This window comes from Bacillus cereus group sp. N12, assembly GCF_016483575.1.
GTDB classification, from domain to species: domain Bacteria; phylum Bacillota; class Bacilli; order Bacillales; family Bacillaceae_G; genus Bacillus_A; species Bacillus_A toyonensis.
Genome location: NZ_JAEHBO010000028.1, coordinates 1 through 13066, shown reverse-complemented (window position 1 = coordinate 13066; position 13066 = coordinate 1). Strand labels below are relative to the sequence as shown.

The following is a 13066-nucleotide window of genomic DNA, read 5'->3' as shown; positions in this document are numbered from 1 at the left end:
GGTGCAAGTAAAAAGCACCCTTTTAAAAATAAGAATAGCTAGTCCAAACCTCTCTAATCAATCTTGCATAATATGTAGTAATAAGCTTGAAAGGGGAACGAGTATGTCTTGTTATTACTACTGTAAGTATTGTAAGGATTATAAAAAGAAGCAACATGATTGTCGTAATAACACTAGTAAGTGTCATGCCAACAAGGATAATCTTGTTAGGGCATCAGCATTTAGAGCTAGAAATACTGTAAATCAAAATGTTCCTGCTAATACTTTTGTGAAAGTGTTATTCCAAAATGAACAATTTGATTTAGCAAATGAGTATAATCCAGCAACGTCTATTTTTATGCCGAAGACGAAAGGCGTATATTCTATTATTGGAACGATTGGTTTCTTTCCAAACGATACAAATTTAAATTATAGAGCTCGTGTAGAAATTCGTGTGAATGGAAATGCAGCAATAGCTATAGATAATGACTTTTTTGGTCCAATAGGTTTTGGAAATGTTGTAAGTGTTTCAACAATCATTCAATTGAATGCAGGAGATATAGTTGAGATTTATGCACAAAGTAGTATAGATGGTGTTTTAAGCCCCTTAGAAGATGGTTCGCACTTTGAAGCGGCAAGATTTCCGTCTCCTACTAAATAAAGTAGGTAATTTAAAAATGAATAGAAGTTTAATAATAGATCCTCACCAAACAGGTGGGGATTCATTTTTTTATTAATAATAGTAACAGCTCATCCAAGCTTTTCTAATCAATTTTGCATAGTATGTAATAATAAATTTAAAGGGGGACTTACTACGTCTTATTATTACTGTAAGTATTGTAACGAGTACAAAAAGAAGAGTCATGATTGTTATAGGAAAAGTAGTCAATGTGATGGGAAGTATGTAAAAGTAAATTGTTGTGGTAATAAGAAAGAGGAGCTTGTAAGAGCGTCGGCATTTAGAGCTGTGAATACAGTTAATCAACCTATTCTGGCAAATACGTCTGTTAAAGTGTTATTTCAAAATGAACAATTTGATTTAGCAAATGAATATAATCCAGTAACATCCACTTTTATGCCTAAGACTAGAGGGGTGTATAGTGTATTAGGGAATATAACGTTCTCACCAAATGATATTAATGTGAATTACAGAGCTAGAGTAGAAATTCGTGTAAATGGAAATACAGCAATAGCTATAGATAATGATTTCTTTGGGACAGGGGTATTTTTTAATAATGATGTTTCAGTCACTTCTATTCTTCAATTAGAAGCAGGGGATGTAGTTGAAATTTTCGCAGAGAGTAGTATTGATGGCGTTATTGTACAAAACGTTAATGGTTTAAATACTGTTCATTTTGAAGCGGCAAGGTTTCCTTCTCCAATTGAATGAAGTTGATAAGTAGATGTTTTATAGAAAGTTTGTTAAGACCCTCACTAAATAGTGTGGGCTTTTTATTGTTTTTCTAAAATATATAAGCAAACAGATTTAATTTCGTTTATTATATGAGTGTTTTATGAATTAGATATAATGTTTTAATAGAAGAGAAATGAATGGTAATAGTGAGAGTATAATATATAGAAGGTTATTGTCGAGTCCACACGATGGATATAAAAAAAGAGCATACATAAAAAGTATACTCAAAAGAAAGATAGGTTTTATGAGTGGATAATCTCCATACGATAATATATGCGTGTTTAATGAAAACGTGTAAAGAATCAATAAATTATCAATGGAATATCATGAAATGAGTAATTTTAGTTTAGGGATGTAGTTGTTTTCTTTCGAAATAATCTAGGTAAAAAAGTTGTGAAAATCGTGCATGATGGGGACTAACAATGGGATAATGATCGTACTTCAGTTACATATTTCTTAAAGTTTGGATATTGCGTGATAGTTTGGCATTTAGGGGTGAGTAGTTGATTAATTATAGAAACATTTGTAATTACTTCGTTACAAGGACCGAAAAATGTAACTTTTAGTTTTGAATTCGGTGGAACTTTGAACACGATAGGTTCTTTTTTCATGAAATCAGCTCCTAATATTCCACATTATATGTGCTTCACCTTTTGATTTAAATGATTATTAAGGTGTATTTATATAATATGAAATCTTTGTTAAGTTGATTATAATATAGAACCTCATTGTCGTATAAGTACATAAACATGTGGGGAAAAGCGGAGAATACTCTATGAAATGTATAATTAATATAATATGAAAAATGATTTAACTATCTAATGCATTTTATGTCCTGATACATATTACGGTAGTAAGAATAGTATGAGGAGGTAATAAAAGAATGCAAGAAAATGTACAAGCTCAGCCACAGCTTTCACCACTGTGGATCACATATTTTAATGAACTAAGAAATTCAATTGGTGTTGATCCAACAGTTACAGTGGGGCCACTTATTCCGGTTGGCGGGAATTATATTATTTTAGTGCATGCGTTAAGTAATGAAAAAGCGAGAGCATTAGCAACGCTTCTAAAATCTTCTGTACAATTTGGAAATGTAAGTGTAACCATTATTGAAACGAATAATGAAAATGAAATTGTAAATCCATTTCCTTGTCCACTAGATGCATTTGAAATTGCGTATTTATTTCAAGTAGCGTTAGAGAATAATCCTTATTTTGAACAAGTTGTGGTACAACCTCAGTTCCCTGGTGGAGTGAATGTTGTATTTCCAGTTTTTAAAGCGGAAGTGATCCAATTTTTTAATGATGATATTTCAAATCTATGTCAAACGTTTACAGGTGTTGCTGCAAATGTGTTTCGTGATGTAATGCAGGAGGATGTTTGTGATATCCCAATTTTATTTTCCACAAGTTGCGTTATGAGCAGTGAAAATCCACAATTACAAAATACAGATTTAGAACCAAAGTTGTTTTATTAAGATGCAAAAAGACATTTTCAAAAATCGGAAATGTCTTTTTTATGTATTAATATTATTTTGTACCAAAATTTATTGGCTGGAAATCAGTGGTAAAATGTAAAATAATTATAGTTTTACTCAATTTTAAATAGGCTGGATAGCGTATGGAATTGTTGATTACAGATAGAAATGAAATAAACAATGAGTGTTAGGCTAGACTATTATAAAAAGATAGTTCACATATAGGGGTTTTCTACGTACAGGCAAATAAACATAGGACATATAGAAGATTTATTATTATCAACAGAAAAATCATTTTAAATAAATTGATATTTTCACGCCTAATTATATGAGTTAGAGGAGAGATTGAAAGAAGTAGTTTTAAAGATTATATATTTCAAAAAATAAAGATTTCTTCTTATTTATATTATAGATAGATAGTAATAGGTATATGTGGATTACGCTAAAACAAGCTTTGAATATGATAATAAAAAGGAGTTGAATTGTAATGGGTTATATTGTTGATATTTCAAAGTGGAATGGAACTATTAATTGGGAAATTGCAGCGCCTCAACTAGATTTAGTTATTGCTAGAGTGCAAGATGGTTCAAATACGGTGGATTTTATGTATCAAAACTATGTGAATGCAATGAAGAAGCATAGTGTTCCGTTTGGTAATTATGCATTTTGTCGTTTTATTTCTATTGCAGATGCAAAGAAAGAGGCACAAGATTTTTGGAATCGTGGCGATAAGTCTGCTGCGTTTTGGGTGGCGGATGTTGAAGTACAAACGATGGTAGATATGCAAGGCGGGACACAAGTATTTATAGATGAATTACGTCGTTTAGGTGCGAAAAAAGTAGGTTTATATGTTGGGCATCACACGTATGTATCGTTTGGAGCGCGTAATATTGATGCTGATTTTGTATGGATTCCTCGTTATGGAGGGAATAAGCCGGCATATCCGTGTGATATTTGGCAATATACGGATTCGGGGAATGTTCCTGGGATCGGGAAATGTGATTTGAATCAATTAATAGGAAATAAGTCACTTTCCTGGTTTATAGATTCGAATCAAGAAAATCAATCTAATGTAGTGGATTTGCAGCAATCAAGTGGTATTGGTATTGCAGTTTCAAAATATCCTGATGGATACGGCATAAATATATATGAAAATCCTGTGAACCCCCAGTATACAGGTGCAATCACTAAGAAAATCCCGTATTTAATTTTAAACAGTTATTGGGGAGGCGGCGATAAAGATATGATTTGCTTAGGGAATGATAAGCAGTGGGTATATTTAAAACATTTTGATGTGAGATGGTATTATGCTTCTTCAAAATATCCTGTTGGGTACGGAGTGAATTATTATGGAGAGCCTGAATGTATTAATTATAAAGGAAATATAGATGGATCAACATCTTACCGTGTGTGGGGAAGAGTAAAAAATGCGGTAGATATCGGACAAAGTAGTTGGATACCGGAAAAACATTTAATCATTAAGTAACCTTAGTCGTTAAATGTTTTTGAGGCATTCGTAAAGAGTCTTCTCATTAATAAATAGTGAGAAGATTTTTCATATTTGTGTATAAAAAATATGATACATATTTGATTCAAATGAAATGAATTACATATGGAAAACACACTGTTTTCACAATATCGGTGTATAGTTACGTTGCATAATAATAAAAGTGAGGTATTTGAATTGAAAAAGAAAAAGCTATTTTTGGGAACAATTATTTCATGCGTGGTACTCGCATTATCTGCATGTGGTTCCTCAGACAACGTAGTAACATCAAAAGTAGGAAATGTTACAGAGAAAGAGTTAAGTAAAGAATTAAAACAAAAATATGGAGAAAGTACATTATATCAAATGGTATTAAGTAAGGCGCTGCTAGATAAATATAAAGTTTCAGATGAGGAAGCAACAAAACAAGTAAAAGAAGCAAAAGATAAAATGGGTGACAATTTTAAAGAGACTTTAGAAAAACTTGGGTTAAAAAACGAAGATGAATTAAAAGAAAAAATGAAACCAGAAATTGCATTTGAAAAAGCGATTAAAGCGACTGTCACAGAAAAAGATGTAAAAGATAACTATAAACCAGAAATGAAGGTAAGTCATATTTTAGTAAAAGATGAAAAAACCGCTAAAGAAGTAAAAGAGAAAGTGAATAATGGTGAAGATTTTGCCGCTTTAGCGAAGCAGTACTCAGAAGATACTGGTTCAAAGGAACAGGGCGGGGAAATAGCTGGTTTTGGACCTGGGCAAACTGTTAAAGAATTTGAGGAAGCTGCGTATAAATTAAATGCAGGACAAGTAAGTGAACCAGTTAAAACATCTTACGGTTACCATATTATTAAAGTGACCGATAAAAAAGAGTTGAAACCATTTGAAGAAGTGAAGGATAAGATCCGTAAAGATTTAGAACAACAAAGATTACAAGATACGACAGGTAAATGGAAACAGCAAGTAGTCAATGATTTATTAAAAGATGCTGATATTAAGGTGAATGATAAAGAATATAAAGAGACATTTAAATTTCTAGAAAAGAAATAATACGGATAGAAAAAACAGAAATGTAGCATTTTGCTAGACTTCTGTTTTTTGTTTTTTTGAAAAAAGAATGCAGACTTCTTCGGTAAACACAATCATACTAGAATGATTCGGATAAGTAAAAAACAAAAAACTAAATAAAATAAAATTTCGCATCTTCATATGAAATTTTTAAAGGTAAAACTCTAGAAGTATTATGTAACTTTAATTAGAAAAGGGAACTCATATTGAGTTCCCTTTTCTAATTAGTGTGTGTGTTATAAAAAAGATAGTAAGACAATATAATATTACATTTAAATATTAAGAATTACAATGGAAAATTGTAGGAAAATGAAATAGGAAATAATAATCGTTTTAAAAAATGTTGATATAGTAATGTTTTGATTATTTTATTACATATAAATTAAGTATATAAATTTTTATAGTGGATCAACATAATTTGAAGAATAGTACATATAATATTTTTGAATAAACATTTGCAATATTATAGGAAGTGAAAAGTTGAGCATTCTATTAAAAAGGATGTTCTTTTTGTTATGAATATTTCTAAATGTATTATTTACTAGATGAATAAATGAAAGTGGGGGAGAATATATGAAAGTGATTTTTCAAAGAGAAGACGGAGGGAAAGTTTTTGAATCGAATGATGAAAATATAAGTGATTTATTAGCTATATTAAAAGAAACGAAAGGGATTAAAATTGGGATGGTTGAGTATGAAGTGTTAAAATATGAAATAGAGTATTTTCGTCATCCGAAAAGAGGAGAAACGGAGAGAGAGTTACATATAACCATACATCCTAAATATATGTAATGAATGGTAGCAATATCAAACTATTATGAAAGCAAAGGAGTATTTGATATTGTAATATGATATGTACGAAAAGAGAGTGTGGAAATCGCCCTCTTTTCACAGAAAACCTATAAGGAATAAATTGAGTTACATTATAAATTTCTTAAATTTTGTGAGTTCGTTCATTATAATGTATGTTTGCGTTTAAGAATGGTTCATGCAAAAAAAATAAAGCTTTGTAGTGTAGGCAGGGATTTTATATTCAATTAAACGAATGTAATGTTGTAGTTTGTTGACGAATAATAAATGAAACTTTCATTCAGAAAGAAAGCTAGTCAAGATAAAAAAATAAATTTGAAAATATAACGTATTAGAAAAAACGATTTCACTTTATGTGAAATCGTTTTTTATTCGCTAAATGTGTAGAGAGTGAAAAGTTTGTTTTAAGGGAAAAAAATATAAATATGCCCCTTCTCAAAAGAACATAGGTTCGTGTATAATTAGAACGAATGTTCTTTTTGATGCAGACCTTATACAATTTAGAAATAAATACGAACTTAGTAATTACTAAAAATGATGGAGTAACAGTATGTGTGAAATAGAGTGGATAAATGATCAAGGAGATAAAGAAATGAATCATGTAAAGAGGCAGAAAGAAGAAAGAGAGTGGGTTCCATTTACAGTAATGTCGGAACAATTGTTAAGTATGAGAAAGGTTATTGGTGAGAAATTAAAAGTGCAAAGGCCGATAGTAACAAATGAAGAAAAAGAAAGAATTTCTGATAAATTGCTAACGGCATTATTGTCTGAGCAAGAAATATTGGTGACATATTTTGAAGATGGCTACATACTTACAAGTTATATGACAGTCGTTCATATAGACCCGGTAAGGCAGATTATAATGTGCACAGACGCATTTTATAAAACTCACGTAATGAGTTTTACAGATGTAATTGAAATAATGTAATAGAAGCTGAACTTAAATATCCAGCTTCTATTATTTCTGATAGATGGAAGAAATAATGCGAAATAGCAGCTAGCTTCATGCTAACTGCTAAGCCCCAGGGAAAGGGAGAAAAAGATAGGGTACTCCAACATTCAATAATAGCTGTGAAACAGCCTGATTATAGTATAGACAAATCTAAAATTCCTATACAGAAAGATGAAAAATAGGGTTAGGCTGTACCCACTTGATTTTGATCTGCAAGGTCCGAATCAAACGTATTAGTCGCACTAACACCGTTAAAAGTATTAACAACAAAACCAACGTTTGATGCGCCAGATCCATTGTAAGCTTTTGTATTTTCTTTGGGAGAAACGTTGTAGAAATCACCTAAGTTAAATGATCCGTTACTATTTTGTACAACTAAATTCCCTACAACTGAGGGCATAATTTTCACCTGCTTTATAATGAATTGTTAACATTACTATATGGGAGTAAAGTCCAAATGGTTCATGTAACAAAAATTGTGGAATAGTAAAACGTTTCAAGCGTGGCTTTCAATAAAAGTGTGTTAAACTTAATATGAGTTGGATAATAAAAAAGAAATAATTTGTATAATTAATATATACGAAAACAAAGGAGGCAAAATGTTATGAATAACGTTATAAAAAAAGTAGATTTATCAGATGCAAAATCAAGTAATCTTGTTGCGCTTATTTATAGCAATGAAGTTATATTGATTGAAAACGCATTTTGTCCAAATGAAATAAAATTAAAGTTTAATGAGATTGCAATTTTATCTGCAATTAAAACAGCTCATATTGCAAAAGTGTCCATCAGAAAAGAACTTGAAGCGCTTTTTCATGATACAGGAGTATTACTGGTGAAACAAAGTGCTGAAGTTGGTAGCAGTCAATCTATAACAATGCATTTTGAGCAATTCAAAAAATTACAATATGAAATTGAGCTTTTAAATAAAAGTATGTAATCAGGCTAGTTGAAGGTTCTTTCACAAAAGTGGACTGTGTTATGTTGAAAAGTGGATTGGAAATTATTTGGATGAATCGCACTATAAACATAAATATAGTTTTATGAAAATGCAGGATAATGAGGCTATTAAAGCAGGTAAATTAGGTACAGTTTATATGTATCGTTTTGAAAAATGTGGGAAAGAGAAGTTGAAATTTAAAAGTAATAATGAAATAAGCAACGAATTTTTAAATATGTAAACGGGAGTAACCACTATGGTTACTCTTTTGTTTATGTGTGCAGTATTAAAAATACTTCTAAAGTATGAAGTGTTTTTAATACTTTAGTAAATAGTTAAATGAAGGTTAAAGGAGTAAAATATGGTAAAGGGAGGCGAGGAATTGAAGCGAAATGACATTAGAAAACTCGTAATTATTACAGGAGTGACACAAGGATTAGGACGCGCGATGGTTGATCGATTTCATGAATTGGGATGGAACATATGTGGATGTGGACGTTCAAAAGATAAAATTGAAGAACTAAAAAAACAATACGGTAATACACATGATTTTCAAATAATTGATGTTTCAGATTCGCAGCAAGTTAGTAGTTGGGCAAATGATATCCTTACTAAATATCGGACTCCCGACTTGTTAATAAATAATGCATCCATTGTGAATCAAAATGCACCAATTTGGAAAGTTACCGCTGGGGAATTTGAAAATGTAATGAATGTAAACGTGAATGGTGTAGTAAATGTAATAAGAGCATTTGTCCCAGCAATGGTAGATAGAAAAGAAGGAATTATTATTAATATGAGTTCTAGTTGGGGAAGAGAAGGTGAGGCAAATCTTGCACCATACTGTGCCTCGAAGTTTGCAATTGAAGGTATCACGAAATCTATGGCACTGGAATTGCCTGATGGCGTGGCTGTAGTTGCTTTAGATCCTGGCGGTGGTATTAGCACTCCAATGCTGTATTCATGTGCACCACAGTATGTTAATGAATCACCCACACCTGAAATGTGGTCACATAATGCGATTCGATATATATTGAATATAACAATAGATAAAAATGGAGATTCATTGACATGCCCAGCATGTGTTTAAAAATAAGTATCTATTACTCAATGTAATTTCAGTGATATACGCTTTGGCTAAAAAAGTACCTTTAAGGTACTTTTTGTATTAGTAACACATTATAGAATGCACAAAATTACATATGGAAAATAAAATATTTGATTAAGAGTGACTTTTGGTTATTTCGAAAGCACGAGAAAATATCAAAATAGGTGATGAAAATGAATCCAAGCAGTTTAAAAGTGACAGGAGCATGGTATCAAGTAGGAGGAAATCTTACAGCTGCTATTGGAACGACAAGAGGATTTATTGGGGAAGAGAAAATTGAATCGGACCTTGTTATTATAGGAAGCTCATTGCAAGCCTTCGGGTATATTTTACAAATTATAGCGAGTAATTATACCGAAGATGAAGAAGTAGAAAATCGAAATATATGTTTGCAGAATGAAAGTGAAACACTGGATAAAATGGGAATTGAGTTATTGGCATTAGGGAATATATCAAATGTAATAGGAACATATTTTAATAAAAATGAACAATTAACAGAGAATGATTATCTTATCATTGTCGGGAACAGTTTACAATCGATTGGTGCTTTTTTAGGAGTAGAAGCAGCTTTGATTGAGATGAAAGTAATACAGCGAATCATTGTACTAGGAAATTCTATGCAAAGCTTAGGGGCCGGACTACAAGCGTATCAAGGCATAATTAATTTATCGAAGGATGAAATAGAAAACGAAGATCGTATTCTTGATAAGAAGGATGAGAGGATAATAGCACTGATTGGTATTTGGATACAGGCAATAGGAACGGTAATTTCTGCGATTGGATTAACTGCAGTAGAGAAAGAGAAAAGTTTTGAAAATAATAAGGATTTTAAAATGCTCATTGAAAGAGTGGATGTAAAATGTAATTAAATAGGTAGGAAGAGTTTGGTCTAGTAGGTTTTTTTGCATATGGATAGAATATATATATAATAGAAGAAATGTTATAATTGCTTAATTGAAATTTGTGTAACTTCAAAATCAAAGAGTGTGCTTGCATATGAAAAGAATTTTTATAAAAAATCCAAAATAAGGAGTTTTCAAGAGATGATGTACTTATTGGCAATTCTACTTCCACCTGTAGCTGTATTATTTTGCGGAAAGCCATTTCAAGCAATAATTAATTTCATATTAACTTTAATATTTTGGGTTCCAGGCGTCATACACGCGATTTTAGTCGTACATGATAAAAAGGCGGATCGGCGAGTGAGAAAACAAATTCAAGCATATGATGAAATTAATAAGAGGAATAGAAGATAATTCGTCTGTGAAAATAGTATAAAAAGAAAGGGGGATTTACCTCCTTTCTTTTTATTTGGTGCTTAAGTTTAAATTTTAGTGTAGCGGAAAGAATTTTTAATGTAAGTTTTATGGTAATAGCTTTTAGATTGTGCATTTAATAAGCCATTGTAAATGCTTTCAGGTACATTAAAGAAATCATACATGCCATTTTTTAATTGGATTCGTAAAATCATAGAAAAGGGATTATAACCAACAGCAATCAAATTTTTTGATATAACAGGAGATAATTTCATAAGCATACAACTCCTTAATTTTATTTGTAAATTACTTTAGAAATGAGGATTAGGTTGTTGAAATATGAATATGTAAAGCAGCAGTAATACGGATAGCCAATATATTAAATCTTTGTTATACCTATTTATAAAGAAGTTCACACGAAGTTCATATCGATATGCTATTTTTATCTCACCTTTGATGAAATTAATAAGAAAATATTGACCATTTGAAAAAAAGGTATATTATTTATACGAGGTATTAAAATTTTATCTCTTCCATTTTATGCGTAATGGGGCAGCTTTATTTGAAGGAATAGAGGTAAAAAATAATTTGTTTAAGAGTATCTAAAATTTATAATCTGTGAATTAGGAAAATATTGAATGCTTCCGATGAACACACTTTCTAAATGTAAAGATATTTGGGAAGGTGGCCTCAATATTTTTAGTAAATCAACGGGAGAATTGAAAGGCAGGAGAAAGTAACATGTCAGAAAATTATCGTTCTCGAGAGGAGCGACGACAAGTTAAAAAGAAAAATCAGCCAGCTTCTAAAAAACAAAAACCAAAGGGTAAAACATCATTTTTCCGTAAGTTTTTAATTAGTTGTTTATTACTTGGTATTGTAGGTTTAGTGGCGGGGGTTGCTACCTTTTTTGTAATGATTAAGGACGCGCCAAAACTTGAAAAAGCAAAACTTGTTAATCCGTTATCCTCAAAAATTTATGATAAAAACGGAGAATTGGTATATGAATATGGAAAAGAAAAGCGAACAAACGTTACGTATGATCAAATTCCTAAATTAGTTGAAAATGCTTTTTTAGCAGCGGAAGATGCTCGTTTTTATGAGCATAGTGGTGTGGATTTTAAAGGTACTGCTCGTGCAGTTTTAGTTAGTTTAAAGGGAGATTACGGCTCGCAAGGCGGAAGTACAATAACGCAGCAAGTTATTAAAAACTACTTCTTATCAATGGATAAAACGCCAAAGCGTAAGGCGCAAGAAGTGTATTTAGCTTACAAGCTAGAACAACAGTATTCAAAACATGAAATATTAGAGATGTACTTAAACAAAATTAATTTAGGAAACCGTTCATATGGAATCGCAACAGCAGCACAAAACTACTATAAAAAAGAATTAAAAGACTTAACATTACCAGAAGTTGCGATGCTTGCAGGTTTACCGAAAGCACCAAATAATTACGACCCGTCGAAACCACAAAATATTCAAAAGGCAACAGAAAGAAGAAATGTTGTACTAAAGTTAATGAATCGACATGGTTATATTACAAAAGCAGAAATGGAAGAAGCGTCGAAAGTACCAGTAGACAAAGGTGTTGAAAAGGCAGCTGAATTACAAGCGATGCCATATCCTGCATTTATGGATGCAGTTGTGAAAGAAGTTGAAAAAGAATTACCTGATGCTAATATTGGTTCTGACGGTTTAGAAATTTATACAACATTAGACACAGAGGCACAGAAATTGGCTGATAATATTTTAAATACAAATATTATTGATTATCCAAATGAGAAATTCCAAGGGGCTTTCACATTTATGGATACGAAAACAGGTGAAGTACGTGCTATAGGTAGTGGGCGTGGTGAAAATAAGGCTGTATTTAAAGGTCATAATATGGCAACTGAATTAGATCGCTCAGCAGGTTCAACAATGAAACCAATCTTTGATTATGCTCCTGCAATTGAATATTTAAAATGGGCTACTTATCATCAAGTCGATGACTCGCCATTTAAGTATACTGGTGGTCAAGATGTCAGAAACTCAGATAGAGGGTATTTAGGACAAATTACAATGCGTGAAGCATTAAAATTATCACGTAATGTTCCAGCTATCAAAACTGCAAAAGAAGTAGGAATAAATAAATCAAAAGCTTTCTCTGAAAAGTTAGGTATTACATTTAATGCACCACCGACAGAATCAACAGCGATTGGTACAAATGAAGTATCGCCAACTGAGATGGCAGGTGCGTATGCTGCATTTGGTAATGACGGTAAATATACGAAGCCGCATTTTGTTAAAAAAGTGGTTTATCCAGATGGTAAATCGAAAAGTTTTGAGCAAAAGTCAAAACGAGTGATGGAAGATTATACAGCTTATATGATTACAGATATGCTTCGTTCCGTTGTAACATCTGGTACTGGTACAGCTGCTAATATAAGTTCTTTAGATGTAGCTGGTAAAACAGGAACAACGAACTATTCTTCGGAAAAAGCAGCGCAATATAAATTACCAGACAGTGCGACTCGTGATAGCTGGTTTGCAGGATATACACCGCAGTATACGATGGCAGTATGGACCGGTTA

At 31.7% G+C, this 13066-nt stretch carries 16 protein-coding genes; 13 read left to right on the top strand and 3 right to left on the bottom strand.

Annotated elements, in window-relative coordinates:
- Window positions 1-103: 103 nt before the first annotated feature.
- Window positions 104-640, top strand: a complete 537-nt coding sequence (locus JDS92_RS14820) for an ABC transporter permease (RefSeq protein ID WP_097881184.1) — start codon at window positions 104-106, stop codon at window positions 638-640.
- A gap of 117 nt (window positions 641-757) precedes the next feature.
- A complete protein-coding gene (locus tag JDS92_RS14815) occupies window positions 758-1369 on the top strand; it encodes a hypothetical protein (protein ID WP_199632099.1) in 612 nt (203 codons plus the stop codon).
- A 440-nt stretch (window positions 1370-1809) separates the two neighbouring features.
- On the opposite strand, the gene JDS92_RS14810 is transcribed toward JDS92_RS14815, so the two are convergent.
- A complete protein-coding gene (locus JDS92_RS14810; RefSeq protein WP_000712072.1) occupies window positions 1810-2004 on the bottom strand; it encodes a hypothetical protein in 195 nt (64 codons plus the stop codon).
- 272 nt (window positions 2005-2276) lie between these two features.
- Here JDS92_RS14810 and JDS92_RS14805 point away from each other — a divergent pair, with 272 nt between their 5' ends.
- The 5 genes from JDS92_RS14805 (at window position 2277) to JDS92_RS14785 (ending at window position 7165) form a co-directional block, all read left to right on the top strand.
- A complete protein-coding gene (locus tag JDS92_RS14805) occupies window positions 2277-2873 on the top strand; it encodes a hypothetical protein (protein WP_199632088.1) in 597 nt (198 codons plus the stop codon).
- A gap of 487 nt (window positions 2874-3360) precedes the next feature.
- A complete protein-coding gene (locus JDS92_RS14800; RefSeq protein WP_199632087.1) occupies window positions 3361-4359 on the top strand; it encodes a glycoside hydrolase family 25 protein in 999 nt (332 codons plus the stop codon).
- A 198-nt stretch (window positions 4360-4557) separates the two neighbouring features.
- Window positions 4558-5409, top strand: coding sequence for a peptidylprolyl isomerase PrsA (locus tag JDS92_RS14795; protein WP_000727478.1), 852 nt, complete (start codon window positions 4558-4560; stop codon window positions 5407-5409).
- Between the two features lie 591 nt (window positions 5410-6000).
- Complete coding sequence (locus JDS92_RS14790; protein ID WP_000864289.1) at window positions 6001-6219, top strand: hypothetical protein; 219 nt, start codon at window positions 6001-6003, stop codon at window positions 6217-6219.
- Window positions 6220-6829: 610 nt separating this feature from the next.
- Window positions 6830-7165, top strand: coding sequence for a YolD-like family protein (locus JDS92_RS14785; RefSeq protein ID WP_033658415.1), 336 nt, complete (start codon window positions 6830-6832; stop codon window positions 7163-7165).
- Between the two features lie 208 nt (window positions 7166-7373).
- Here JDS92_RS14785 and gerPF read toward each other — a convergent pair whose 3' ends face one another.
- Window positions 7374-7589, bottom strand: a complete 216-nt coding sequence (gene gerPF, locus JDS92_RS14780; RefSeq protein ID WP_001141565.1) for a spore germination protein GerPF — start codon at window positions 7587-7589, stop codon at window positions 7374-7376.
- Window positions 7590-7793: 204 nt separating this feature from the next.
- On the opposite strand from gerPF, the gene JDS92_RS14775 reads away from it, so the two are divergent.
- The 5 genes from JDS92_RS14775 (at window position 7794) to JDS92_RS14760 (ending at window position 10493) form a co-directional block, all read left to right on the top strand.
- Window positions 7794-8129, top strand: a complete 336-nt coding sequence (locus tag JDS92_RS14775) for a hypothetical protein (protein ID WP_001066863.1) — start codon at window positions 7794-7796, stop codon at window positions 8127-8129.
- A 34-nt stretch (window positions 8130-8163) separates the two neighbouring features.
- Window positions 8164-8370: a hypothetical protein gene (locus JDS92_RS30870; RefSeq protein ID WP_242475999.1), complete on the top strand. Its 207-nt coding sequence runs from the start codon at window positions 8164-8166 to the stop codon at window positions 8368-8370.
- A gap of 120 nt (window positions 8371-8490) precedes the next feature.
- On the top strand, window positions 8491-9219 hold the full coding sequence (locus JDS92_RS14770) for an SDR family oxidoreductase (protein ID WP_000238410.1): 729 nt from the start codon (window positions 8491-8493) through the stop codon (window positions 9217-9219).
- A gap of 191 nt (window positions 9220-9410) precedes the next feature.
- Complete coding sequence (locus tag JDS92_RS14765) at window positions 9411-10106, top strand: DUF6944 family repetitive protein (protein ID WP_199632086.1); 696 nt, start codon at window positions 9411-9413, stop codon at window positions 10104-10106.
- Window positions 10107-10280: 174 nt separating this feature from the next.
- Window positions 10281-10493: a YqaE/Pmp3 family membrane protein gene (locus tag JDS92_RS14760; protein ID WP_000990226.1), complete on the top strand. Its 213-nt coding sequence runs from the start codon at window positions 10281-10283 to the stop codon at window positions 10491-10493.
- 68 nt (window positions 10494-10561) lie between these two features.
- Here JDS92_RS14760 and JDS92_RS14755 read toward each other — a convergent pair whose 3' ends face one another.
- Window positions 10562-10768: a KTSC domain-containing protein gene (locus tag JDS92_RS14755; protein WP_000777817.1), complete on the bottom strand. Its 207-nt coding sequence runs from the start codon at window positions 10766-10768 to the stop codon at window positions 10562-10564.
- A 466-nt stretch (window positions 10769-11234) separates the two neighbouring features.
- Between JDS92_RS14755 and JDS92_RS14750 the strand changes: the two genes are divergently transcribed.
- The coding region (locus tag JDS92_RS14750; protein WP_199632085.1) for a transglycosylase domain-containing protein at window positions 11235-13066 on the top strand (1832 nt) is incomplete at its 3' end.